This is a genomic window from Citrobacter freundii complex sp. 2025EL-00176, assembly GCF_053309355.1.
Map to the genome: position 1 here is coordinate 877,032 of NZ_JBRYHT010000001.1, position 24,241 is coordinate 901,272.

Genomic DNA, 24,241 nt, shown 5'->3' on the forward strand with positions numbered 1-24,241 from the left:
TGACCATCAGCAGACCGCCGTCTGATCCCAGGGGTTGGCGCGCATACCCTTAATCATTAACGCCCAGGCAAGGACAATCGCTACTATCAGCGCCACAAACAGCGACCATGGCGGTAATGTGGTCAAGATGACGCCGCTGACCAATGGGTTTACTGCGGCGCCAAGCCAGCCCAGCGACTGAGCGGAAAAATAGCTGGCTTTCATGCCAGCCGGTGCGATGTTATCGATCAGCATATATTCACCTGGCGCGTAAATGACCTCGCCGATAGTGAAAAAGGCGGCAGAAATCCCCCAGAACCACAGACTGTTGCCGGAAAACGTGAAGCCAACCAGACCGAGCACAAAGAAGATTGTACCTACCGTCATCAGCGGTCGGATATTAGCGGCAGTGATCCTGCGTCCAAGGGCATATTGCAGCGATACCACAATGGCGGCGTTGACGGGCAGAACGACCGCCACCACTTTTTCGGCAAAATCACCGTTGGCGACCACCATCACATATTGTGAAATACAGGAGGCAAATGCGCCGCTAACAAATGACGCCAGAAATGCCGACAACGTAAACCAACATAAGGCTCTGTCGCGCACCAGCACCGAGGGTGACCAAACCGCGGCGTTTGAACCTTCTGATGCGGCATTGGAACGTTTGACCCACGTCTGAATAAACACCAGTGGTAAAGCCGAACAGGCGGCTGCCAGCCAGAACGGTAAGTTAATACTTTGCATCACCAGCAGCGTGCCCAGCGGGGGACCAACGGTCCAGCCGACATTCAGCACGGTATAGTTAAGCGAGAAAATTTTAGTCTTGTTGGTGGCAGAGAGATTATCGGCAAACCAGGCCTTCAGCACCGTTGCGAAGACGGAGTAGGCGCAGTTGATCAGGGCGAAGAGCAGCACCACTACCACCACGTTATGCACCAGTGGGATCGCAATAAAACCAGAGGCAAAGCCGCAGATAGCCAGCAGCATATAGCGTTTTTTATCGAACTTGTCGGCCAGAATTCCAAAGCCAAGGCTGAAAACGACGCCAATGGTCAGGGCGACCGTCATCGCATAACCGATCAGGTCGACGCTCAGGTTATACTGCCGACTGAGGTAAATCGTCATGAATGGCAGCGTAGCGCCACGCCCAATGGTTAATAACAAGGATGACGCAAGTAACGCGAGAGTGGACCGTCTCAGAGAGATATTCATTTTCCTGCCCGACAATGCATGTTGTTATGTTTTTTTTAGATATCAGAAACAAATAGCATGGTAAAAGTGTGATGTACACTCAATAAGTTGTCGGAAAATGCCCTCAATAGCCTACCTGAATTAATGATCTGTTACGGTACAATGATTTCCGTTACCTTAACTTGTTTACAAAAATTTAATATTTGCAAGGGCGGTGGTATGTCACGTAAAGACGGGTTGTTAGCGTTGCTGGTCGTCGTCGTTTGGGGCCTCAACTTTGTCGTCATTAAAGTGGGTCTGCATAATATGCCGCCGTTGATGCTGGCAGGATTGCGTTTTTTACTGGTGGCGTTTCCGGCGATATTCTTTATTGCCCGCCCGAAAATCCCGCTTTCACTGTTACTCGGTTATGGCCTGACCATCAGTTTTGGGCAGTTCGCGTTTCTCTTTAGCGCCATCAAATTCGGTATGCCTGCCGGGTTAGCTTCTCTGGTATTACAGGCTCAGGCGTTTTTCACCATCATTCTTGGGGCATTCGCTTTTGGCGAGCGTTTGCAGGGAAAACAGCTGGTAGGGATTGCGCTGGCCGTCTTTGGCGTACTGGTACTGATTGAAGCCAGTATGAACGGACAGCATGTCGGCATGCTCGGTTTTATGCTGACGCTGGCGGCAGCGCTAAGCTGGGCCTGCGGCAATATCTTTAACAAAAAAATAATGCAGCATACGTCGCGTCCGGCGGTGATGTCCCTGGTCGTGTGGAGCGCCTTAATTCCCATTGTTCCGTTCTTTTTGGCATCCGCACTGCTTGATGGCCCGACACAAATTGTGCAGAGCCTGGTGGCGATAGATATGACCACCATTTTGTCACTGGTTTATCTGGCGTTTGTAGCGACCATTGTGGGTTACGGAATCTGGGGTTCTTTGCTCGGGCGTTATGAAACCTGGCGGGTAGCGCCGCTGTCGCTGTTGGTGCCCGTTGTCGGCCTGGCGAGTGCGGTTGTGCTACTGGATGAAACGCTCACGGGTCTACAACTGCTGGGTGCGCTGCTGATTATGGCTGGACTGTATATTAATGTGTTTGGCTTTCGTTTGCGCAAGATAGCGCAGGTGAGAGGGTAAAAAGCCCCGCCGTGGCGGGGCAAAACGAATTACAGGTTGCGCGTATTGTAATACGGCACACCCAATTCGTCGGACTTATCGCTGCCGGCACCCATGTGATTAAAATCGAACGGGGACTGATCGGGCGCAGGGGGCATAATCATCGCGTCACGACTGTTCTGGGTGGCGGGTTGCGCGGTCTGTTCCGCCATGCTCTGGCCCGAAGCAACCAATAGCAGGGCCAGCATCGCATAAGACAGAATTTTCATCATTTCCTCGGTTACGTCGTTAACTGGCGATTAGCAATTACACTGATTGAGCGGAAGCAAATAGCGTGACTCGCCGTGCATATTGGTCATACGGTATTTATGCGGCGGAACATCAAAATAGTTTTTGAACGTTCTGGTCAGCGTTTGCTGAGATTCAAAGCCGTAACGCTCTGCCAGATAAAGAATCGGCTCGTTACTTTCTTTTAATTTTTGCGCTATTTCAGTCATTTTACGGCTGCGGATGTATTGACCCAGTGAATGGCCGGTTTCTTTTTTAAACATCCGTTGCAGGTGCCATTTGGAGTAACCTGAACGCTCAGACACTTTTTCCAGCGAGAGCGGCGATTCAAGGTTATTTTCGATCCAGTCCAAAATGCTATGAATAGTGATTGTGTCAGTATTGCGTCTGGACATCGTCATACCTCTTTTCTGTTTACGGCAGGATTCTCTTAAGCAAATGCTCAAGCGTGGCTACTTCATCCGCCGTTAAGTTTTTTGTTAGTTCCTGGTGCAGGTCTTGCCCGACTAATTGGTGACACTGCTCGCAAATTGCTGCGCCATGCTCGGTGAGTTTCACCAACACGCCACGCTTATCGTGTGGATTCGGAAGCCTTTCTATCCAGCCTTTACAGGCCAGTCTGTCCAGCATCCGCGTCAGGGCGCCAAGATCGACAGACAGCACTTTTTTCAATTCGACAGGGGTAATGCACACCGCGCAACGGATGGAGCAGAGCACTTTGAACTGCGATGCCGTGATATCCAGCGGTGACAGATAGTCGTTTAGCAAACGATCTTTTTTCTGATTAACCATATAGATCAAACGACCCAGTGGGATGATTTCGTTAAACAGATCACTGGTGCTTTTCACAATGGTTGCCCTGGCAAGTAGTTAGTCACGGCTGATATTATTGCTTAGGCAAATATAAGTCAAATGAATGGGTCGGCAAATGCCACGTTTTGCTAAATCAGCAGGCTCATCAACTGACGTATATAATTTTAACGGTCTGATAATTATGGGTTATAGGCGCGGGTGAAAAATGAATCCTTACACCGTGAAAATGGCTTATCACTCTGGTTTCACCTTATACTTGCCGTTGACGATTAACGCACAGGAAAGATGACATTATGATGGACTTGTTTAAAGCAATAGGACTGGGGCTGGTAGTCCTGTTACCGTTAGCAAACCCGTTAACCACCGTGGCGTTGTTCCTTGGCCTTGCCGGTAATATGAACAGCGCGGAGCGTAACCGTCAGTCCCTGATGGCGTCTGTGTATGTGTTTGCCATCATGATGGTGGCGTACTATGCCGGACAACTGGTGATGAATACCTTCGGGATTTCGATCCCCGGATTACGTATTGCGGGTGGGTTAATCGTTGCGTTTATCGGTTTTCGGATGTTGTTTCCACAACAGAAGGCGCATGAGTCTCCAGAGGCGAAGAGCAAGTCAGAGGAGCTGGAAGACGAACCGACTGCCAATATTGCATTTGTACCGCTGGCAATGCCAAGCACCGCCGGTCCGGGTACGATAGCAATGATCATCAGCTCGGCGTCAACCGTCCGTCATGGCTCCGAATTTCCTGATTGGGTAATTATGGTTGCACCGCCGATAATTTTTGCGGTTGTCGGCGTAATCCTGTGGGGGTGTTTACGCAGTTCTGGTGGGATTATGCGCCTGGTAGGCAAAGGCGGCATAGAAGCTATTTCGCGCCTGATGGGCTTCCTGCTGGTGTGTATGGGCGTGCAGTTTATTATTAACGGCGTGCTGGAAATTATTAAAACTTACGCTTAAAAAACGGGCCCGGTATTGTCTTACCGGGCCGGCTTTTTACGAATGCTGAGGCTGCTCTTCGAGCGATACCGGCCATTTACGAAAGATAATCACCGACCATATCAACGCGACAACGGCAGGTACTGCGCCTGTGTAACCAATCGTTGACATCGACCAGTGCAAACTCACCTGATTTCCCACCAGCGCGCCAGCGCCAATGCCGATATTAAAGATACCGGAGAATAGCGCCATTGCGACATCGGTGGCATCCGGGGCCAGCGCCAGCACTTTTACCTGCATACCAAGACCGATCAACATAATCGCAATACCCCAGAAAATACTCAGGATGGCGAGGTGCATTTCGCTGTCAGCGGCTGGCAATAGTAGTACCAGGCACACCGTCAGCAGGGCAATGGCGCAACTGATGAGCATGGACGCATGTAGGTTACCCAGTTTGCCAAATATCACACTACCAACAATACCCGCGCCGCCCAGGATCAGTAGCAGCACGGTAGCAAAGTTGGCACTCAGTCCGGCGACGGTCTGTACAAACGGTTCAATGTAGCTATAAGCCGTGTAGTGGGCAGTGACCACAATCACCGTCAGTACATACAGGCTCATCAACGCCGGACGGTGGAATAACACCGGCAAACTTTTAAGTGAACCGGAGTGTTCGCTGGGTAATTTAGGCAGTAACTTAATCAGGCAGAGCAGGGTGACTAACGCTCCCATGCCGATGGCAAAGAACGTGGTGCGCCAGCCAAAATATTGACCGACGATACGCCCGATAGGCAGACCCAGCACCATTGCCAGCGCGGTGCCGGTAGCAATCAGGCTAAGCGCCTGCGCGCGTTTTCCTGCCGGGGCCAGACGAATTGCCAGCGATGCAGTAATGGACCAGAAAATAGCGTGCGCAAAGGCGATACCAATCCGGCTAATCACCAGCACGGTGAAATTCCATGCCAGAAAAGAGAGTGCATGGCTGGCAATAAACACGACAAACAGACAGATCAGGAGCTTGCGTCGTTCCATCTGGCTGGTGAGTAGCATGAAAGGAAGCGACATTAAGGCAACAACCCAGGCGTAGATCGTCAGCATGATCCCGACCTGAGCGGTCTGCATATTAAAACTTTGTGCGATGTCGGACAGCAAACCGACAGGGACAAACTCTGTGGTATTGAAAATAAAACCGGCAATGGCGAGCGTAACTACACGTAGCCACGCCACCTTGCGGGAAACAGTGTCTGTTGTCATAGTGAATCAGTGGATTAGCTGCGAAAAGGTAAGAGTGCGATCTTAAAACGTTTGCTGGTGAAAATACAATCATTTCGTGATGCGGATCTCATTTTTACAGCTGCGGGTTCAATACCTCAATAAAGGCTTCCAGTTGCCTCGTCATCGCCCCCCTTCGCCAGACCAGCCACGTATTCAGCCAGCGCCAGTTTTCGCTCAACGGCCATGCGTTAACCTGATGGTGCCCGGGCATACTTTCCAGCATCGAACGTGGAATCAGCGCGATACCCGCACCGGCAATAACGCAGGCCAGCATCCCGTGGTATGACTCCATTTCATGAATGGTACCCGGCATGGCGCGATCGGCATGAAACCAGCTTTCAAAGTGTCGGCGGTAGGAACAGTTGGCGCGAAACGCGTAAATACTGCAGCCGTTGACGTCGCTGGCCCGCTGGATGGGAGGGTGACCGTGCGGAGTGACGATCATCATCTCTTCACGATAGACCGGGATCCCCTCAAGTCCGGGGTGGGTAATTGGGCCATCGGCAAAGGCAGCGTTCAGCGTGCCGTCGAGCACGCCGTCCAGCATGGTGCCCGAGGGACCTGTCGCCAGGGCGAACTGAATTTTCGGGTAACGTTGGTTATATTCCGCCAGCGTGGCAGGGATACGCACCGCGGCGGTGCTTTCCAGCGATCCGAGCGAAAACAAGCCCTGCGGTTCATCTCCGGCGACCACCATTCTCGCTTCCTCAACCAACGCCAGGATCCGCTGACTGTAGCGCAAAAAGTTGTGTCCGGAGGGCGAAAGCCGCAGACGCTGGTTTTCACGAATAAACAGATCGACGCCAAGATCGGCCTCAAGTTGGCGTATACGGGTAGTGAGATTGGACGGCACGCGATGCACCTTCGCTGCGGCCTGCGTAATGCTGCCGGTCTCCGCGACGGCATTGAACATTTCCAGTTGCGTCAGATCCATAATATTCTCTAATCGTGAATGGTATGGTTAATATTATTCATTTTTCAGAAAGAGTAAATATGCTCATGATATAACCATACCCTGCGATAAAAGAGAGGCATCCATGACTATCACAGCAGCAACACATGCTTTTTCTGTTGATCCTACCAGCGGTGAAAGACTGACGGCGATGCCGTGGGCCAGCACCGAAGAGATTGCGCAGGCACTAAGTCTTGCCGCGAGTGCCTACAGTGAATGGAAACAGACTACCGTCGCGCACCGTGCGCATATGCTGCGTCAAATCGGCCTGACACTGCGTAATCGCGCGGAAGAGATGGCGCAGTGTATTTCACGTGAAATGGGCAAACCCATTAAACAGGCTCGTGGTGAAGTCGCCAAGTCAGCCGCGTTGTGTGACTGGTACGCCGAACATGGACCCGCGATGCTAAACCCGGAACCGACGCTGGTAGAAAATAACCAGGCGGTGATTGAGTATCGCCCGGTTGGAACTATTCTGGCGATCATGCCGTGGAATTTCCCGCTGTGGCAGGTACTGCGTGGTGCCATTCCGATTTTGCTGGCTGGTAATGGCTATTTGTTAAAGCATGCGCCTAATGTAACCGGCTGTGCTGCGATTATCGCGCAGGTTTTTGCTGATGCAGGCGTACCCGCCGGTGTTTACGGTTGGGTAAATGCCGATAACGCCGGAGTCAGTCAGATGATCAACGACCCGCGTATCGCGGCGGTAACGGTAACGGGTAGCGTACGCGCTGGTGCGGCGATTGGTGCTCAGGCGGGTGCGGCGCTGAAAAAATGCGTACTTGAACTGGGTGGTTCCGATCCGTTTATTGTCCTGAATGATGCCGATCTCGACCTGGCCGTTAAAGCGGCAGTCGCCGGACGTTATCAGAATACCGGGCAGGTTTGTGCGGCAGCGAAGCGCTTTATCATCGAAGAAGGGATTGCAGAAGAATTTACTACGCGATTTGTGGCGGCCGCGAGTGCGCTCAAAATGGGCGATCCGTTAAACGAAGAAAACGATCTCGGACCGATGGCGCGATTTGATCTGCGTGATGAGCTGCATCAGCAGGTTGAAGCATCCCTGGCCGAAGGGGCGAAGTTACTCCTTGGGGGCGAAAAAATAGCAGGTCAGGGCAATTACTATGCCGTGACAGTACTGGGCGGCGTAACGCCAGAAATGACGGCTTTCCGTCAGGAGCTGTTTGGTCCGGTTGCGGCGATCACCGTTGCCAGGAATGCGGAACATGCTTTGGCGCTGGCGAATGACAGTGATTTTGGTTTATCCGCCACGGTGTTCACTGCGGATGACGCGCTGGCCCAGAATATGGCCTCTCGTCTGGAGTGTGGAGGCGTCTTCATCAATGGTTATAGCGCCAGCGACGCCCGTGTAGCGTTTGGCGGCGTGAAGAAAAGTGGTTTTGGTCGCGAGCTTTCGCATTTTGGCCTGCATGAGTTTTGTAATGTGCAGACCGTCTGGAAAAACCGCCTCTGAAGGTGAGGGTGCCTCCGTCGGGGGCACCTGTCTTATTTCTGCAAATTTTCTCACATTGACTCTTCGTACACTGACACCTAATGGTCTGACGCAGCGTATTCAGCTCTGTTATACTCGCAGGCCTTTCATACCTGCGAGCAAGGAGCATGTTGTGGCCAGGGCCATGGACAATTCAATTTTAGAGACCATTGTGCAGCAGGTTCGTCCGCTGATCGGTCAGGGTAAAGTCGCTGACTATATACCTGCATTAGCCTGTGTCGACGGTTCAAAACTGGGTATCGCCATCTGTACCGTCGATGGACAGCACTATCAGGCGGGGGACGCACAAGAACGCTTTTCTATTCAGTCGATTTCGAAGGTGTTAAGCCTGGTCGTGGCGATGCGTCACTATCAGGAAGAGGAGATCTGGCTACGCGTCGGCAAAGATCCTTCCGGTCATCCTTTTAATTCCCTGGTGCAGTTGGAAATGGAGCAGGGTATCCCACGTAATCCCTTTATTAACGCCGGGGCGCTGGTCGTTTGCGATATGCTGCAAGGGCGTCTGAGCGCCCCACGTCAACGGATGCTGGAAGTGGTCCGGGCATTAAGCGGCGTCCCGGATATCGCCTACGATGCGACGGTGGCGCGATCTGAGTTTGAGCATTCCGCCCGTAATGCGGCTATTGCCTGGTTGATGAAATCGTTCGGCAATTTTAACCATGACGTGACCACGGTTCTGCAAAACTATTTTCACTACTGCGCATTGAAAATGAGCTGTGTGGAACTGGCGCGAACCTTCGTATTTCTGGCGAATCAGGGTCATGCTTTTCATCTTGATGAGCCGGTGGTTACGCCGATGCAGGCCCGACAAATCAATGCGCTGATGGCGACCAGTGGTATGTATCAGAACGCAGGGGAATTTGCCTGGCGGGTTGGGTTGCCGGCAAAATCGGGGGTGGGGGGCGGCATCGTGGCCATCGTTCCACACGAGATGGCGATTGCTGTCTGGAGCCCGGAACTGGATCCAGCGGGAAATTCGCTGGCGGGTATCGCCGCGCTGGAGCAACTAACGCAACAAATGGGGCGCTCGGTTTACTGATGAATTCGCTCGACCCTCTTTTTGCCCGGCTGGCGAAATCGACATTTCGCTCGCGGTTTCGCCTCGGCCAGAAAGAAAGGCAGTATTGTCTGGATAAAGGTGCGCCGGTTATTGAACAACATGCTGCCGATTTTATTGCCAAACGACTGGCTCCCGCTTTTCCCGCTAATGATGGGAAGCAGACGCCAATGCGTGGTCACCCGGTATTCATTGCACAGCACGCGACGGCGACCTGCTGTCGGGGATGCCTGGCAAAATGGCATGACATTCCTCAGGGCGTGGCGCTTAACGAACAACAGCAACGTTACGTTGTCACGGTTATTTATCACTGGTTAGTGATCCAAATGAATAAGCCATAGATAACATAATCCTATGATACAACCCCTTGTGTTATGTAATTGTTAAAAGCATGCTAAAGGGGTCAATCTAAGGAGAAAAAATGGCTTCCTGCAAACCCTGCTTCGTGCTAAATGCGGCACAGATTGTGTCGAGAATCGACGAGCTCAGCGATATCCTTGAACAGTGCGTCAATGACGGCGCCTCCGTGAGCTTTATGCTGCCTTTCGAGCGTGATAAATCCCGTCCTTTCTGGATGAACGTCGCACAAAGCGTTGCCCGTGGAGAACGAATTGTTCTTGGTGCCCAAAATGCGCAGGGAACACTCGTCGGAACCGTCCAGCTCATTATTGAACAACCGGAAAACCAACCTCATCGCGCCGATGTCGCTAAGCTGCTGGTTCATACCTCTGCACGGCGGAGCGGCGTTGCCCGGGAGCTGATGAATGAGCTGGAAAGTTGTGCGCGTCAACAGGGCAAAACGTTGCTGGTGCTTGATACGGCGACAGGCAGTGGCGCTGAGTTGTTCTACCACAAGTGCGGGTGGCAAAAAGCAGGCGTGATACCTGACTATGCCAAAATGCCTGACGGGACGCTGACCGCGACCACACTTTTTTATAAAACTCTCTAATTTGTCGCCGGGGATTGATCAAAACAGGGTTTCAATGTATTAAAGTTTGCTAACCTATTGGACCAATTCAATCAGGTTGTATGACTAATTAAAAAGGGAACCCATTGTGCAAACTTTAAATCGTCGCGATTTCCCCGGTGCTCAGTATCCTGAACGCATTATTCAGTTTGGCGAAGGAAACTTCCTGCGCGCCTTCGTGGACTGGCAAGTTGATCTGCTGAATGAGCATACCGATCTTAACTCTGGCGTGGTCATTGTCCGTCCTATCGAAAGTACCTTCCCACCATCACTGAGTACACAGGATGGCCTTTATACCACCATCATTCGTGGTTTGAATGAGAAGGGCGAGGCTGTGAGCGACGCCCGTTTAATTCGTTCGGTTAATCGCGAGATCAGCGTCTATAGTGAGTACGATGAGTTCCTGAAGCTGGCGCATAACCCTGATATGCGTTTTGTTTTCTCCAATACCACCGAAGCTGGCATCAGCTACCACGCCGGTGATAAGTTTGAGGATGCACCAGCGGTGAGTTATCCGGCCAAACTGACCCGACTGCTGTTCGAGCGCTTCAGCCATTTTAATGGCGCGTCGGATAAGGGCTGGATAATCATTCCTTGCGAACTGATTGATTACAATGGTGATGCTCTGCGTGAACTGGTCCTGCGCTATGCCCAGGAGTGGGCGTTACCGGAAGCATTTATCCAATGGCTGGATCAGGCCAACGCCTTTTGCTCCACGCTGGTGGACCGTATTGTTACCGGCTATCCACGTGATGAAGTCGCGAAGCTTGAAGCGGAACTCGGTTATCACGATGCGTTTCTGGACACCGCTGAACACTTCTATCTGTTTGTTATTCAGGGTCCGAAATCATTAGCCGCTGAGTTGCGTCTGGATAAATATCCGCTGAATGTGCTGATTGTTGATGACATCAAACCGTATAAAGAACGGAAAGTGGCGATTCTCAACGGCGCACATACCGCATTGGTTCCCGTTGCCTGGCAGGCAGGGTTGGATACCGTGGGGGAAGCCATGAATGACGCGGAGATTCGCGCCTTCGTGGAAAAAGCGATCTATGAAGAAATCATTCCAGTGCTGGATTTACCACGTGATGAGCTGGCGTCTTTTGCCAGCGCGGTGACAGGTCGATTCTGCAATCCGTACATCAAGCATCAGCTGTTGTCGATTGCACTCAACGGCATGACGAAATTCCGCACTCGCATCTTGCCGCAACTGCTGGCGGGGCAACAGGCCAGCGGTAAACTGCCTGCGCGCCTGACATTTGCGCTTGCCGCGTTGATTGCGTTCTACCGTGGAGAGCGTAACGGTGAGTCTTATCCGGTTCAGGATGATGCGCACTGGGTGACGCGTTTTCAACAGCTGTGGTCCCAGCATCATGACCGCCAGATAAGCACCCAAGAGCTGGTTAAAGCCGTGCTGGCCGTTACAGAACACTGGGAACAGGATCTGACGGAAGTTTCCGGACTGGTAGAACAGGTGACTGCCGACCTGGATAGCATTCTGCTAAAAGGCATGCGCGAAGCCGTTAAACCTCTGTGCTAAGATCGCAACCCGGCTTAGGCCGGGTTTTTTACAGATCTTAATTAGTTACAACATACTATGAAGTTTTACTTTGAGGGTGACAGTCTGTTACTTCGTCACATCATCCGTTCAGCAGGAGGGAAGTTGTTTAGATAGTGTTGCGATAAGCTTGCAACATTGATCATGTTCGCGTTTAATGTGATAGATTTCACATTTTCCTGAAGATAACGATGATCGTTCGCCCCCAACAACACTGGCTACGCCTGATATTCGTCTGGCATGGGTCGGTATTATCTAAAATTTTTTCACGTCTGCTGCTGAACTTCCTGCTCTCCATCGCCGTTATTATCATGCTGCCGTGGTATACGATGCTGGGTATCAAATTTACCCTTGCGCCATTCAGCATTCTCGGCGTGGCGATTGCTATCTTTTTAGGTTTTCGCAATAACGCCTGTTATTCACGTTATGTTGAGGCTCGACACCTGTGGGGGCAGTTGATGATTGCTTCCCGGTCGCTGCTGCGTGAAGTGAAAACCACCTTGCCGAACGATAGCGAACTGGGACAGTTTGTTCGTCTACAAATCGCCTTTGCCCACTGTTTACGCATGACGTTACGCCGTCAGCCCCAGGCTGAACCATTGGCGAAATACCTTAGTGAGGCGGATCTGCGGATCGTATTTGCCTCACAATCACCGGCAAATCGCATTCTGTTGTTGATGGGCGAATGGTTGTCTGTACGTCGGCGCGATGGTCAACTGTCAGACATATTATTCCACAGTTTAAACAATAGGTTAAATGATATGTCTGCTGTGCTGGCAGGCTGTGAACGGATCGCGAATACCCCCGTCCCGTTTGCTTATACCTTGATCCTTCATCGCACGGTCTATCTGTTTTGCATCATGTTGCCATTCGCGTTGGTGGTAGATTTACATTATATGACGCCGTTTATCTCAGTGTTGATTTCCTATACTTTTATTTCGCTCGATACGCTTGCAGAAGAACTGGAAGATCCGTTTGGTACAGAGAACAACGACCTACCGCTGGATGCTATTTGCAATGCGATTGAAATCGATTTATTACAGATGAACGATGAAACAAACGTGCCAGCAAAACACATTCCGGATAAGCATTATCAACTCACTTAGTTATATTCTTTTGCCACCATGTAGGCTGCATATCTGAAAAAGAATGAAATTCCGGCGCCAGGTCTTCATCGTCAGGATCGTCAAAAGCGCCAGCTAACAGTGCAATAACCGGGGCGTCATCAATGGCGCCTACGGAGCTGCCACACAGAGGGCAAAATGCCCGACTTGACGTCTCAGAAGAGCGCCAGGTTGTCGGTTTTCCGCCTTGACCCGTCCACGTTACATTTTCTGCATTAAACTCAATCCAGACGACGGTCGGTGCGCCCGTATGTTTCCGACATATATCGCAGGAGCAGGTATGGGAATTATTTGGACTGCTGGCCGCGAAACGAATCGAACCACACAGACAGCCACCAATGTAGACTTTAGACATGACAACTCCCGTCAGAAACACGTTGTCAGACACTAGCAGATGACAGGCTTTGCCACTAGATCCTCATGATAAAAAGGCGAGGGCGCGCATGGCAGAGAGTTATCTCCTGTGATGCACTTAGGATAAACGCCTATTCATTGCGTCTGGCTACGATAAATAACCGCGGAAAGGCCAGCAAAATTTTACCGTTTTCCTGCAGAGGATATTGTTCCTGAAGCAGTTCATGATAACGTGCCAGGTAAAGATGTTGCTCATTTTCGCTCAAATCCTGTAACCAGGGCCGCAGGCCCGTTGAGCTTACCCAGTCGATAATCGACTGATGTGAATCCATAACGTGATAATACGTTGTGCGCCAGATATCCACCTCACAGCCCGCTTCAGTCAAAATGTCATAGTAGGCGTGTACGCCTGGAAGCGGTGAGCGGCCCCGGTCAGGGTAACCTTGTTCATAAGCCACTTCACGCATCAAAACATGTGTCGGCTCCAGCCAGTTATCCGGCATTTGTACTGCCAGCACGCCATTGCGAGCCAGTAGCGATACCAGATGCGGGAACAAATCATAATGATCGGGAACCCACTGTAACGAAGCGTTTGCATAGAGCAGGTCAAGAGGCCGTTCTGTCTGGAACTTACTGATATCCGCTTCAATAAAACGGCATGTCGGTAATGCATTGCGCGCCTCATTAAGCATGGCAGGTGAGGTATCAACCCCGGTTATTACGGCCGAGGGCCAGCGCTGATGAAGTAATGCCGTACTGTTTCCTGGACCACAACCAAGATCGACGACTGAATGGACATTCTCTAACGCCACTCTGCTAAGTAATTCCGCAGCGGGTCTTGAACGTTCAGTTTCATATTGCAGATAGAGCGAAGGGTTCCAGTCGGCCATGAATGAATCTCCAGTATGAGAGAAAACGGTGGAAAGGGTTACATAAGTCCTTGCCGATGAGCCATTTCTTTTAGAAGATTATATGAAAATGCAGGAGAAGGGCAGAAATATGCTTGAAACATCAAGACTGATTTTACGCCCGTGGGAAGCCAAAGACAGAGCCCCGTTTGCTGCGCTAAACGCGGATCCGGACGTGATGCGTTTTTTTCCGGCTCCGCTGCAACGAACGGAAAGCGACAATCTGGCTGCAAGATTCCAGGAAGGCATTACAGAGCGCGGCTGGGGATTCTGGGCCGTTGAACTCAAAGAAACACACCAGTTTGTGGGGTGTGTAGGTTTACATCCACAGCCTGATAAATTTCACTTTTCACCCTGTACCGAAATAGGCTGGCGTCTGGCTAAATCCTATTGGCATCAAGGGCTGGCATTGGAGGCCGCCAAGGCGTGCCTGGGGTTTGCTTTCGAGGAACTGGCGTTAAGTGAGGTGGTTTCATTTACATCGGTGCTGAATAAACCGTCAGAGCGCCTGATGATACGGCTGGGCATGAATAAAACTGAAGAGTTCGTGCATCCCGCGTTGCCGTCTGATCATCGGTTAGCACAGCACATCCTGTATCGGTTCAGGCTTCAAAAACATGTGTTTTGATCGATGTATTTGCCCACATCAACGACGTTGTTCGTTTCAGGATCGACATTGAGAACCACATAACGCGTTTGAGGACAAAATTGCTCTGCGCTTTTCTTGCTGCATTCAGTTTGCAGCCATCGATGTTCACCATCGTCGGTTACAACCGTATTCAGATTGCCATCGTTGCTGCATACAAAACCTTTTTCAGTTGCTCGTTGTCTCGCGGCATCCAGACTCAGACCAATAACATTCAGGCTGTCGACCTCTTGGGCATGTGCGCTGTCCGAAACGCGGGTCAATGCGCATCCCGTTAACGTACAGGTAAAAAGCAGTAAGAGTGCTAAGTGTAAGATGGGTAGATCGTTTTCGTTACGCATTGTCTGGAAGCAGGCCAAATTATTGATCAGCACAAAGATTACCATACAACCTTAGATTCTTTCTCATTCTATGTTAGTGCGCATAATGTATATTATGTTAAATTACCTATGAAGGACCTTTACTTCACCATCCACATCCACACATACATAAATCAATACGTTGTGATTCCCGACTTCCCTCTCGTTTCTTGCTAAAGTTTATTTCCATTTTGGCTTCACATCCATTAGGCGTTGACGCCCATCAACGTTCTGTACAGGCGCTTCAAGCTGTTCAATGAAAGACTGATAACGGACCTCGTCAAGGACGAACACGCGCTGATCCAAAATAATATTCTGGGCCTCGTGTACGGCCTTCTCAATAATGAAGTCAGTACGGTTTTTATTGGCCAAACTTGCGGCGTAGTCAATTACAGCGCGTTCCTCATCAGTAGCCCGGATATTAATTTGCTTATCACGAGTCGGCTTACGGGTGCTGCTTTGCATGGTTATCTCCTGTTGGTAACAAATTGCTATACACTACTACGAACGTTGCTGGAAGATCAGCGCCGATTTGTGCCATTGCTGGGCGTTCCGCTTTCTTGTAATCTGTCTTGCTGCACACTGACAAAATCTGGAAATACCGAACTGGACTTCATATGAATGCTCATACTTCAAAAGACCCTTTACATGGCGTAACGCTAGAAATGCAGGTCAATGCGCTGGTCGATCGTTTTGGTTGGGCTGAGCTTGCTCAACGCATTAACATCAACTGCTTTAAAAATGAACCGAGCGTTAAGTCCAGTTTAAAGTTTCTGCGCCGTACGCCGTGGGCGCGTGCTGAAGTTGAAGCGCTCTATCTTGATTCGCTGCATGACGTGACCCCGTTCAACAACACCGCGCCTGCTATTGATCCCTGGGCTAACAGCCGCAACAAGAAACAATAAGAGCAGAGTCTGATGCCAGCATCCGGTTTCTTTTCAGGAAAATATCAGAAAAAACTGGCGAATATCTTCGTCCGTTGCCATGCCAGATTACCGCGAACTAACCTGAAATGGTTCGCGGTACTTGTGGGTAGTATGTTGTTACTTGGCAGTTGCTCTTCACAGCCGCCAGGTCCCAAAGTCACCCCACTACCTCCGGTGAGCAAACCGCAACAGAGTAAGGAGCCAGTGCGTGGAATCTGGCTGGCGACGGTTTCTCGTCTGGACTGGCCGCCGATCTCATCAGTGAATATCAGTTCCCCCGCCATCCGTATCAGCCTGCAGCAGAAAGCGTTGACGGATAAGCTGGATAACCTGAAACGTCTTGGCATCAACACCGTTTTTTTCCAGGTCAAACCCGATGGTACCGCATTGTGGCAATCTAAAATCTTGCCGTGGTCAGATACGCTGACCGGCACGATTGGTCAGGATCCGGGTTACGATCCGCTACAGTTTATGCTCGATGAAGCGCATAAACGCGGCATGAAAGTCCATGCCTGGTTTAACCCCTACCGCGTGTCCGTTAATATCAAACCGTCAACGATTACAGAATTAAACAGCACGCTGTCGCAGACGCCTTCCAGCGTTTATGTCCTGCACCGGGACTGGATCCGCACTTCGGGCGAGCGTTTCGTGTTAGATCCTGGCATTCCCGAAGTTCGCGACTGGATCACCAGCATCGTGGCGGAAGTGGTGGAACATTATCCGGTCGACGGCGTGCAGTTTGATGACTACTTCTATACCGAGTCTCCCGGTTCAGCGCTTAACGACAACCAGACTTTCAGAAAATATGGCCAGGGATTTGATTCCAAAGCTGACTGGCGGCGCGATAACACGCAACGATTGATCGCCCAGGTTTCGCGGACCATCAAGAAACTTAAGCCTGAGGTGGAGTTTGGCGTCAGCCCCGCCGGTGTATGGCGCAATCGCTCTCACGATCCTGCGGGTTCTGACACCCGTGGCGCGGCAGCGTATGATGAATCCTATGCCGATACTCGCCGCTGGGTACAATTAGGCTTGCTGGACTACATCGCCCCGCAGTTGTACTGGCCTTTTGCCCGTGATGCGGCGCGATACGATGTGCTGGCGAAATGGTGGGCAGATGTTGTGAAATCAACCAATACCCGCCTCTATATTGGTGTGGCGCTATATAAGGTCGGCGAACCGTCTCGAAAAGAGCCGGACTGGACAGTCAAAGGCGGTGTGCCAGAGCTGAAAAAGCAGCTGGATCTGAACGAATCCGAACCGCACATCAACGGCACCATCCTGTTTCGCGAAGATTATCTTAATCAGCCGCAAACGCAGGAGGCCGTAACCTATATTCGCAGTCGTTGGGGACGTTAATGGTTATCTTTAGGTCAATGTAGCGACTGTATCTGCGTCACCGGGACATTAACCGGCGGACATTATCATTAATTTGTTTCTGGATCGTATCCAGCGTGGTTTGCGTTATCTGATCGGGGTATTTGTCCCTGGCGATAGCGCTCAGCCCTATCGCAGAGTGGCAAATCTTTTCGATTATGGCGTTCACCTGGTCAGCAGAGAGCTCAGCTTCCTGAACGCCAAGCAACTGAAGGTGCTTTCTTTCGATATCCAGCGCCTCCCCCAGCACGTCCATTTGGTGGTACCCGCCGGGTCCTTCACACCAGGTGACGTCGTAAGCCGGAGCCAGAGTCCAGTTTCCATCGGCTGACATTAAATAAGCAAAGTTCTTAGGATGATCGTCACGATTGTTGAATGCCACATTGAAAACCACGCGTTCGAACGCTTTCGCCTTTTCTCTGACATCATTGGTACAGATCTGCGTGGCGCGCAGAAAATCCCGGTAATCTAAAGCGCCGGGTAACTGGTAATTTGCGCCGGTTAGCGCCGCCAGACTCTGCATTGGAATACGTATTGACTGGTCACGGTCGAAACGGCGGGTGGCAAAGGCCGCCTGGCCGCCAGGCAGATCAAAATATGCCGTATCAGGTGTGCTAATCCCACATTGACGCAAACATTCAGCATAAACCGCTTCGATGGCGCATACTTCAGCATGCTCATGCCTGGCGGGAAATTTAATCAACCAGCTTTCGCTCCCGGGTAGCGCCGTAGTGGTGAATCTTGACGTGACGCTGTCACGATAAAGTAGCGCTTTTGGCCTTGCTCCTTGTGGCGAACCGCCCATCTGGAGCAATTTTTGCAAGAATTCCCCGCCGTCTCCACTCAGGACTTCCTGCACCTCAGCAGCCAGTTGTTCGAGAGGCACATCCTCTTTTGAAATCTTATCAACATCTGACTGAACGGGCTGGAAAGTCATGGCGCCCATCGCGTTGTTGCCGACCCAGGTTAACCGCTCCAAAGGACCTATGCGCGCTGCGTTTAGTCCGCGGCGTTTAAATAATCGGTCCATCAATAGCATACCCCAGCCATCAGGTAACGAATCATAGACTGGTCCAGGTAATCCCAACTGATGAGCCGGGAAATCCCTGCGTAAACGGGGACCGTTCAGTGGTAACATCAGCCGGGACAGTTCCAGCCCCTTACGTATGGCGTCTTCACTGTATTCAAAAGCGATTAACGGGCGTCCGGTCAGAGCTGTGGAAGACACCAGTTTCCCCCACAGCCATTTTTCACCCCAACCTTCATAAAAGACATCAACTTGTTCAGGCATCAGAATTTTTCCTTTTCACCCGCTGACGTGCCGCGCTCTTCTCGTAACGCAAAATATCATCCAGACTGTCAATTCTGGGTTTGAATAAACCTTCCAGCGCATCGCCATAGCCTAACACCATTGCGACTTTGACCAGATTCTCAAATCCCACATTCTTACCTGTTTCCAGATTCGAAACGGTATTCACACCCACACCTGAACGCGCGGCAACCTCAGCCTGCGTCATTTGCCGCGCGAGTCGTTCTTTACGCAATCTGTCACAGAGTATTTTGACGATATCAGCAGCTGTATTGAGCGTTAAATCCATAATATTGGCCCTTATCTGGATAAATGCCAGTTTACACACAATATTATAGAGTTAAATTGCGGTTGATACAAAGTAGATAACATCTGCTTTGATGGATTTAACGTTATAAGTCCGTTATAAAACCCATTATAATGTATTTAAATCATGATTGGGGACACTGGTTACTCTGCCGTGATGCAGACTAAATGACCGCGATGCAATTGGATCGCCCCCTGTCGTTTTAACCTGGCAAGCGTATCCATAATGGTGCTGCGAGAAAGCCCGGTTCGCTCCCTGATATACTGTACCGCCGGGATTCTTTTTCTGATGTCATCAGGCTCTTGCTGTAAAAGTTCAAGATGCCCCCAAACCATATCGGTTGCGGTTCGACTGGTGATCAAACGATCGCGTCGGCTCATTACCTGAATAATATACGCTTCAACTATTGCCACAGATTCCCAGAGCCGATCGCGATTAACGATCGTCATGAAATCCGTTTTCTTGACTACGTGAGTAGTGCATGGGCTGACCGCTTCAATATCATAAAAGTTATGCCCAGTGGGAAGAAAGAACTCGGCCATTCCCAACATCATCGGTGCCTGCTGACTGGCCAGGATTAGACCATCTGTGCGGCGGCGAATGACGATTCTACCTTCGGTCAACAACCAGATCCCGTTCTCCCCCTGAGAGTCCATAATAAAAGAACCGCTACGATATAACGATTGGGCTTCAGAAAGGGGCAATAATGCTTTGAAAAGTTTGGCTATATTTGTCGAAAGCAATTCTTCGCTGCTACCGGGTTGTTCAGTATTGCTGGTCATAGAAGGCTCAGTATAATTCACTATATAATCTTATTAATGATTATCGGTAATAGCGTAAAAATCAAACCCAAAAAGTCCATTTTTGGATTTTATTATTAACACTGGTATTACAAGAAAGTCTGATTTTATACTTGCAACATATTAAAACCTCTTGCAAATAAAAACGCAGCGATAATGCAAGCCAATAAAAACGGTTCTTGTTGGAGTTCCTATGCTGCTCAATTATGTATCATTAGCAATACTCATCCTGGTGTTTTTAATTATTTTTTATGGCGTATTAATCTTGCACGACATCCCGTACGAGATTGCTAAGAAACGCAACCACCCTCACCTCGATGCCATACATGTTGCAGGTTGGGTCAGTTTATTTACGCTACATGCGATTTGGCCATTTCTCTGGATTTGGGCAACATTATACAGCGACAAACATGGCTGGCATGGAAATACATCGCGACATGATACCACTGAACTTAACGCGCGGATTACATTACTGGAAAAAACACTTGAACAAACTAATAGCGCATATAATTCGCAGGATTCAAAGGTGAATTAATCGTGGAAATATTATTAACATTAACCTACGCCGCTATCGTATACGTCATTTTTAAAGTGTTTAAAGTTCCGTTGAATAAGTGGACATTACCTTCAGCCGTGTTGGGTGGAGTGGTCATGCTCGGGGCGCTGATCCTTACCATGAATTATAATCATCCCTACACAGAAGATGCACAAAAACTGGTTGTGGGTATCCCCGTTGTTCCGCAAGTTACCGGGGTGGTTTCAGAAATAACGGATAAAATTAACACGCCAATTAAAAAAGGGGATGTACTGTTTAAAATCGATCCTACCCGTTATAAAGCTAAACTGGAAAAGCTTGAAGCGGATATGGTTACGGCAAAACATGATGTTCTGGCCCTGGAGGAGAAACGCAATAGCGCCCGACTGCAGTTAGAACAGGCCAGGGCTGAACGTGATAAATATTACAAAAACTATCAGCGCTACCAGAAAGGCAGTCAGGCAAAAGTGAACCCATTTACTGCCAACGATATTGATAGTGCACGCCAGGATTATCTGGCTCAGGACGCGGCGATGAACGCCGCCAATGCTGAACTGAACAGTATCCAGAAAGAGCTCGACAGCACCATTCATGGACAAAACTCGCAGATCGCCAGTCTGCAAGCTCAGATTGATGAGGCTCGATTTAATTATGAGCAAACCATTGTCCGCGCCCCCAGCGACGGTTATGTCAGTCAATTACTGGTTCGTCCGGGAACCTATGCGTCGAGACTGCCTTTTAAGCCAGTTATGGTGTTTATCCCTGCGCACAAAAACCAAATTGTTGCGGCGTTTCGTCAAAACTCGATCTTACGTCTTAATGTGGGTGATGAAGCTGAAATTGTCTTCAATGGCTTGCCGGGACAGGTAGTTCAGGGAAAAGTCGTCAGTGTTGCCCCCGTGATCCCGACCGGGGCTTATTATGCCCAGGGAACATTGCAATCCTTAAACGTCACACCGGGCAGCAATAAAGTGCTGGTCAGTATCGAAGTTGATAATAATCAGGCTGAACAGCAACTCCCGGACGGTGTTGCCGCTCAGGTTGCGGTCTATTCAGCTCAGCATTTTGAAGCATTATCATTGCTACGGAAAATACTCTTGCGTATGACCAGTTGGATGCACTACCTGTACCTCGATCATTAATCAACTGTCCGGGTGCAATGACTGCGCCCGGACCTCACTCGACGCTCAGGCGGTAGCGGGTTCTGGTAATCTGAAGGAAGAGACCAGCAACGCCAGTTGTTCCGCCTCCTCTTTCAGGGCCTGTGTACGTGCGGCGGCATCATCAATTAACGAGGCATTCTGCTGAACGGTGCTGTCCATTTCAGTAACGGCCAGCGTGACTTCGGAAACGCCTTTACGCTGTTCTTCGCCTGCAACGCGTATTTCCCCCATCAACTGACGCACCTGCCGTACGTTATTGACCAGTTCTCCCAGACGTTCACCTGCATTGTGAATTTGCTGACTTCCGCTACCAACATGAGATACGGATTCATCAATCAATGTTTTAATTTCCTGCGCGGCGGTGGCGCTACGCTGGGCCAGCGTACGTACTTCCGAGGCGACAACGGCGAACCCTCTACCTGCATCGCCCGCTCTGGCGGCTTCAACGGCAGCGTTCAGGGCAAGTATATTGGTCTGGAACGCGATGCTATCGATAACCGCGACAATTTCCACCATTCTGCCGGATGACGCGCTAACGTTATCCATAGTTGAGATAACACCCTGCATGACATCACCGCAACGGTTGGCCGTTTGCGCGGTGCTATCGGATAGCTCATCCGCCAGTTGTGTATTACTCGCATTTTGGTGAACGGTCGCATTTAACTGTTCCATCGCCGCCGAACTCTCTTCCAGCGCAGCGGCCTGCTGCGTGACGCGAGATGAGAGCTCCATATTGCTGTCAGCGAGGCTGACGGCATTATTCGCTACCACCACGCTGCTGCTTCTGACGGTGATCAGAATGGCTGATATTTTATCGACAAACAGATTAAACGCTTCGGCGATAGCCGAAATCTCATCTTTGCCGCGCACATCCAGACGACGGGTAAGATCGCCTTCGCCCTGCGCAATATCATCGAGTGCCCGGCGAGTATCATCGAGACGCGAAATCAGTCGGCGAACCACCAGCCATGATCCCACCAGCAATAGCGTCATAATTGGGATCAACACTTCCAGCACGTCCTGCATCATCACTTTGGCGAGACCGACGATGCGTGATTCAGGCGTCACCAGCCCCACGACCCAGCCGGTATCCGCCATCGGGAATAGCATTACCCGGGACGGCGTATTCAACACGTTGTCGTTCGCAAGCGTAATCGTCTTCACTCCATCGGCCGGGCGCAGGGATTTCAGCCCGTTTTCCACTGGGATAAGCCATTGCGCGCTCTGTGCCAGATCGTTAATGGTTTTGTGTTTTGTCAGATCGGCCTGTGGGAAATAGAGAATTTGTCCCTGTTTGTCCACCACGAACGCGTAACCACCGGTGCTGTTGCCCTGCTGTTGCATAAAGGTGGCAACGTTATCCAGCCGAATATCGGTAGTGGCGACACCAGCAAACTTACCGGCCAGTTGATAAGGAACGCTGCAGGTCACCATGTTGACCCCGGAACTGGCGTCCTGGTAAACATCAGACCATAAGCAGCTGTTTTGTGAATGTCCTTTGGCATGCTGATACCAGCTTTCATTGTGGTATCCGCTTGATCCTTCGACGTTATAGTCGTTGGAATACATCAGCTTTCCTTCAGCGTTACGCGCCCAGAAAAAGCTGCGTTTTTCTACGCCTGTGGTAAAGGCGTCTGGTTCTGGCCAAATGCCGCCGCCGGTAATGATCGACTCTTTATCTTCACCAATCAAATGCGGAACAACGCTTTGGTACAGTGATTCATCGTTGGGCAGCACTTCAGCCAGTCGTGACAAACCAACGGTCTCACCTTCAATTCGGGACAACACGGTACTTAACTGGCGGGTTAAACCTTGCCCCGTTTCTTCGATCAGGGCGGTATTGATTTCAACGACGCGCGGCTGCCCTCGCCAGAGCATGATCGCAACAATAACAAGTGTGGTGACTGCAAGCAGCAGAATGCCGCCAATGGTTAAACGCGTTGAAATACGAGTAGGATACCAGGCCATACAAACTCCTTCTGCAAAAGGCTAACTTTTACCCAGTATCGGCACCAGCATTTTTATCTTTATAAACTTTCCTTAAGTATTGTAAAATAAATAAGTGACAGCGTCACAAATAGCAAAACCCAGCACTTTGGCCGGGTTTTAATAACGCTTTAATTTTATTTTGATAATTCTTTTTTGATTTCGTCTTTTATTTTGCTTAATTCGCTCTGCGGATGTTTTTTACAAAGTTCTACGGTCAGAGGTACTGCGGTCGTGACGGTTTCGTTATAGTCGACGTAATCACCACCTTTGAAATCTTCATCTTCATTGAGCACCCAGAAAGCCACCGGAGCCATGGTCTGCGGGTTCAGATCGATGAACTCCTGGCAGCTCATGCCTTTCGGCGTCACTTCAGTTTTCGCGCTATCAGTGGCTGCATTGACGCTAACACTGGTTAACAGCGCTGCGACCAGAATACCTGCTGTAGAAAGGGAGAATTTATTCATTGTAGTACTCCATTTATAATATAGATAATATCTACACTCGCGCTTCAAACCGTTAATGTAGTTCGCAAAAAATAATACCCTTACCGTCATAAGAATAAAGATCGCCATTATTCATTTGGCTGAAATTTATATTTCCCATTACTGATTCTGATGTTTGAGAGGAAATGTTGCCGACAATGTGATCGTTCCGACGAAATCAGCAGATTCATACCCCGCTCTGCTGTCGCTGCACCAAAACTGAACTACGCTGCACAAATGTTGATCATTAGTTAATAAATATGGTTTGTGTTTTAACAAAAACAGCCTGCGTGCCGCTGTTAGCGACCTGGCACGCGTCCTGCATTGTTA

Annotated in this window: 28 protein-coding genes; 13 read left to right on the forward strand and 15 right to left on the reverse strand. The window is 50.1% G+C overall.

Translation table 11 applies throughout. The features are described from left to right. Positions 1 to 6 precede the first annotated feature (6 nt). Positions 7 to 1,194 (reverse strand): efflux MFS transporter YdeE, encoded by a 1,188-nt coding sequence (ydeE, locus tag ACVXHP_RS04330; protein ID WP_447570921.1) that lies wholly within the window; start codon positions 1,192 to 1,194, stop codon positions 7 to 9. A gap of 198 nt (positions 1,195 to 1,392) precedes the next feature. Between ydeE and eamA the strand changes: the two genes are divergently transcribed. After that, on the forward strand, positions 1,393 to 2,292 hold the full coding sequence (eamA, locus tag ACVXHP_RS04335; protein ID WP_447570922.1) for an O-acetylserine/cysteine exporter: 900 nt from the start codon (positions 1,393 to 1,395) through the stop codon (positions 2,290 to 2,292). A 29-nt stretch (positions 2,293 to 2,321) separates the two neighbouring features. On the opposite strand, the gene marB is transcribed toward eamA, so the two are convergent. From marB to marR, 3 genes are read right to left on the reverse strand one after another with little or no spacing between them, the layout of a single operon-like run. Continuing rightward, a complete protein-coding gene (gene marB, locus ACVXHP_RS04340; RefSeq protein WP_200006844.1) occupies positions 2,322 to 2,540 on the reverse strand; it encodes a multiple antibiotic resistance protein MarB in 219 nt (72 codons plus the stop codon). A 30-nt stretch (positions 2,541 to 2,570) separates the two neighbouring features. After that, complete coding sequence (gene marA / locus ACVXHP_RS04345; protein ID WP_003032424.1) at positions 2,571 to 2,954, reverse strand: MDR efflux pump AcrAB transcriptional activator MarA; 384 nt, start codon at positions 2,952 to 2,954, stop codon at positions 2,571 to 2,573. Positions 2,955 to 2,973: 19 nt separating this feature from the next. Beyond that, positions 2,974 to 3,408: a multiple antibiotic resistance transcriptional regulator MarR gene (gene marR, locus ACVXHP_RS04350; RefSeq protein ID WP_042308445.1), complete on the reverse strand. Its 435-nt coding sequence runs from the start codon at positions 3,406 to 3,408 to the stop codon at positions 2,974 to 2,976. A gap of 257 nt (positions 3,409 to 3,665) precedes the next feature. Here marR and ACVXHP_RS04355 point away from each other — a divergent pair, with 257 nt between their 5' ends. Beyond that, positions 3,666 to 4,331, forward strand: coding sequence for a MarC family NAAT transporter (locus tag ACVXHP_RS04355; RefSeq protein ID WP_061381352.1), 666 nt, complete (start codon positions 3,666 to 3,668; stop codon positions 4,329 to 4,331). A gap of 36 nt (positions 4,332 to 4,367) precedes the next feature. Here the strand turns inward: ACVXHP_RS04355 and ACVXHP_RS04360 are convergent, their stop codons facing one another. Beyond that, entirely contained in the window at positions 4,368 to 5,564 is a 1,197-nt protein-coding gene (locus ACVXHP_RS04360; RefSeq protein ID WP_447570923.1) for a sugar transporter, read from the reverse strand. Positions 5,565 to 5,658: 94 nt separating this feature from the next. Then, on the reverse strand, positions 5,659 to 6,519 hold the full coding sequence (ptrR, locus tag ACVXHP_RS04365; protein ID WP_038640556.1) for a putrescine utilization regulator PtrR: 861 nt from the start codon (positions 6,517 to 6,519) through the stop codon (positions 5,659 to 5,661). A 103-nt stretch (positions 6,520 to 6,622) separates the two neighbouring features. Between ptrR and sad the strand changes: the two genes are divergently transcribed. From sad to ACVXHP_RS04395, 6 genes are all read left to right on the forward strand, one after another. Next, entirely contained in the window at positions 6,623 to 8,011 is a 1,389-nt protein-coding gene (gene sad / locus ACVXHP_RS04370; RefSeq protein WP_447570924.1) for a succinate-semialdehyde dehydrogenase, read from the forward strand. Between the two features lie 151 nt (positions 8,012 to 8,162). Next, the gene (gene glsB / locus ACVXHP_RS04375; RefSeq protein ID WP_447570925.1) at positions 8,163 to 9,089 is read left to right on the forward strand and encodes a glutaminase B; all 927 of its coding nucleotides are present in this window, start codon (positions 8,163 to 8,165) and stop codon (positions 9,087 to 9,089) included. Then, positions 9,089 to 9,448, forward strand: a complete 360-nt coding sequence (locus tag ACVXHP_RS04380; protein ID WP_316128597.1) for a DUF4186 domain-containing protein — start codon at positions 9,089 to 9,091, stop codon at positions 9,446 to 9,448. Before glsB ends, ACVXHP_RS04380 begins: the two co-directional genes overlap by 1 nt. Before the next feature lie 80 nt (positions 9,449 to 9,528). Continuing rightward, positions 9,529 to 10,056 (forward strand): GNAT family N-acetyltransferase, encoded by a 528-nt coding sequence (locus ACVXHP_RS04385; RefSeq protein WP_304698505.1) that lies wholly within the window; start codon positions 9,529 to 9,531, stop codon positions 10,054 to 10,056. A gap of 106 nt (positions 10,057 to 10,162) precedes the next feature. Then, the gene (locus ACVXHP_RS04390; protein ID WP_316128595.1) at positions 10,163 to 11,614 is read left to right on the forward strand and encodes a tagaturonate reductase; all 1,452 of its coding nucleotides are present in this window, start codon (positions 10,163 to 10,165) and stop codon (positions 11,612 to 11,614) included. 209 nt (positions 11,615 to 11,823) lie between these two features. Next, positions 11,824 to 12,738, forward strand: coding sequence for a bestrophin family protein (locus ACVXHP_RS04395; RefSeq protein ID WP_447570926.1), 915 nt, complete (start codon positions 11,824 to 11,826; stop codon positions 12,736 to 12,738). On the opposite strand, the gene ACVXHP_RS04400 is transcribed toward ACVXHP_RS04395, so the two are convergent. After that, positions 12,731 to 13,111: a GFA family protein gene (locus tag ACVXHP_RS04400; protein WP_200006450.1), complete on the reverse strand. Its 381-nt coding sequence runs from the start codon at positions 13,109 to 13,111 to the stop codon at positions 12,731 to 12,733. The two genes, ACVXHP_RS04395 and ACVXHP_RS04400, sit on opposite strands and share 8 nt — an antisense overlap. A 130-nt stretch (positions 13,112 to 13,241) precedes the next feature. Then, entirely contained in the window at positions 13,242 to 14,000 is a 759-nt protein-coding gene (gene tam, locus ACVXHP_RS04405) for a trans-aconitate 2-methyltransferase (protein ID WP_447570927.1), read from the reverse strand. Between the two features lie 109 nt (positions 14,001 to 14,109). Here tam and ACVXHP_RS04410 point away from each other — a divergent pair, with 109 nt between their 5' ends. After that, positions 14,110 to 14,646, forward strand: coding sequence for a GNAT family N-acetyltransferase (locus tag ACVXHP_RS04410; RefSeq protein WP_200006842.1), 537 nt, complete (start codon positions 14,110 to 14,112; stop codon positions 14,644 to 14,646). On the opposite strand, the gene ACVXHP_RS04415 is transcribed toward ACVXHP_RS04410, so the two are convergent. Then, the gene (locus ACVXHP_RS04415; protein WP_447570928.1) at positions 14,628 to 15,050 is read right to left on the reverse strand and encodes a hypothetical protein; all 423 of its coding nucleotides are present in this window, start codon (positions 15,048 to 15,050) and stop codon (positions 14,628 to 14,630) included. The two genes, ACVXHP_RS04410 and ACVXHP_RS04415, sit on opposite strands and share 19 nt — an antisense overlap. A 153-nt stretch (positions 15,051 to 15,203) precedes the next feature. Next, on the reverse strand, positions 15,204 to 15,488 hold the full coding sequence (locus ACVXHP_RS04420; RefSeq protein ID WP_316128591.1) for a type II toxin-antitoxin system TacA family antitoxin: 285 nt from the start codon (positions 15,486 to 15,488) through the stop codon (positions 15,204 to 15,206). Positions 15,489 to 15,640: 152 nt separating this feature from the next. Between ACVXHP_RS04420 and ACVXHP_RS04425 the strand changes: the two genes are divergently transcribed. After that, on the forward strand, positions 15,641 to 15,928 hold the full coding sequence (locus tag ACVXHP_RS04425) for a VF530 family protein (RefSeq protein WP_200006447.1): 288 nt from the start codon (positions 15,641 to 15,643) through the stop codon (positions 15,926 to 15,928). 12 nt (positions 15,929 to 15,940) lie between these two features. Next, positions 15,941 to 17,308 carry a glycoside hydrolase family 10 protein gene (locus tag ACVXHP_RS04430; RefSeq protein WP_447570929.1) on the forward strand — a complete coding sequence of 456 codons (1,368 nt, stop codon included), beginning with the start codon at positions 15,941 to 15,943 and terminating at the stop codon, positions 17,306 to 17,308. 37 nt (positions 17,309 to 17,345) lie between these two features. Here ACVXHP_RS04430 and ACVXHP_RS04435 read toward each other — a convergent pair whose 3' ends face one another. The 3 genes from ACVXHP_RS04435 to ACVXHP_RS04445 all read right to left on the reverse strand — a co-directional run bounded on the left by ACVXHP_RS04435 (position 17,346) and on the right by ACVXHP_RS04445 (position 19,724). Continuing rightward, positions 17,346 to 18,617 carry a type II toxin-antitoxin system HipA family toxin gene (locus ACVXHP_RS04435; RefSeq protein WP_447570930.1) on the reverse strand — a complete coding sequence of 424 codons (1,272 nt, stop codon included), beginning with the start codon at positions 18,615 to 18,617 and terminating at the stop codon, positions 17,346 to 17,348. Continuing rightward, positions 18,610 to 18,924 (reverse strand): helix-turn-helix domain-containing protein, encoded by a 315-nt coding sequence (locus tag ACVXHP_RS04440; RefSeq protein ID WP_304698519.1) that lies wholly within the window; start codon positions 18,922 to 18,924, stop codon positions 18,610 to 18,612. The genes ACVXHP_RS04435 and ACVXHP_RS04440 overlap by 8 nt, the downstream gene beginning before the upstream one ends. A 161-nt stretch (positions 18,925 to 19,085) precedes the next feature. Beyond that, the gene (locus ACVXHP_RS04445) at positions 19,086 to 19,724 is read right to left on the reverse strand and encodes a helix-turn-helix domain-containing protein (protein WP_447570931.1); all 639 of its coding nucleotides are present in this window, start codon (positions 19,722 to 19,724) and stop codon (positions 19,086 to 19,088) included. Between the two features lie 211 nt (positions 19,725 to 19,935). Between ACVXHP_RS04445 and ACVXHP_RS04450 the strand changes: the two genes are divergently transcribed. Both ACVXHP_RS04450 and ACVXHP_RS04455 read left to right on the forward strand, forming a co-directional pair. Then, positions 19,936 to 20,277 (forward strand): DUF3302 domain-containing protein, encoded by a 342-nt coding sequence (locus ACVXHP_RS04450; RefSeq protein WP_447570932.1) that lies wholly within the window; start codon positions 19,936 to 19,938, stop codon positions 20,275 to 20,277. 2 nt (positions 20,278 to 20,279) lie between these two features. Then, the gene (locus ACVXHP_RS04455; protein WP_447570933.1) at positions 20,280 to 21,419 is read left to right on the forward strand and encodes an HlyD family secretion protein; all 1,140 of its coding nucleotides are present in this window, start codon (positions 20,280 to 20,282) and stop codon (positions 21,417 to 21,419) included. 45 nt (positions 21,420 to 21,464) lie between these two features. On the opposite strand, the gene ACVXHP_RS04460 is transcribed toward ACVXHP_RS04455, so the two are convergent. Then, positions 21,465 to 23,408, reverse strand: coding sequence for a methyl-accepting chemotaxis protein (locus ACVXHP_RS04460; protein ID WP_200006440.1), 1,944 nt, complete (start codon positions 23,406 to 23,408; stop codon positions 21,465 to 21,467). 155 nt (positions 23,409 to 23,563) lie between these two features. Further along, complete coding sequence (gene hdeB / locus ACVXHP_RS04465) at positions 23,564 to 23,893, reverse strand: acid-activated periplasmic chaperone HdeB (protein WP_032939734.1); 330 nt, start codon at positions 23,891 to 23,893, stop codon at positions 23,564 to 23,566. Positions 23,894 to 24,241: the final 348 nt, after the last annotated feature.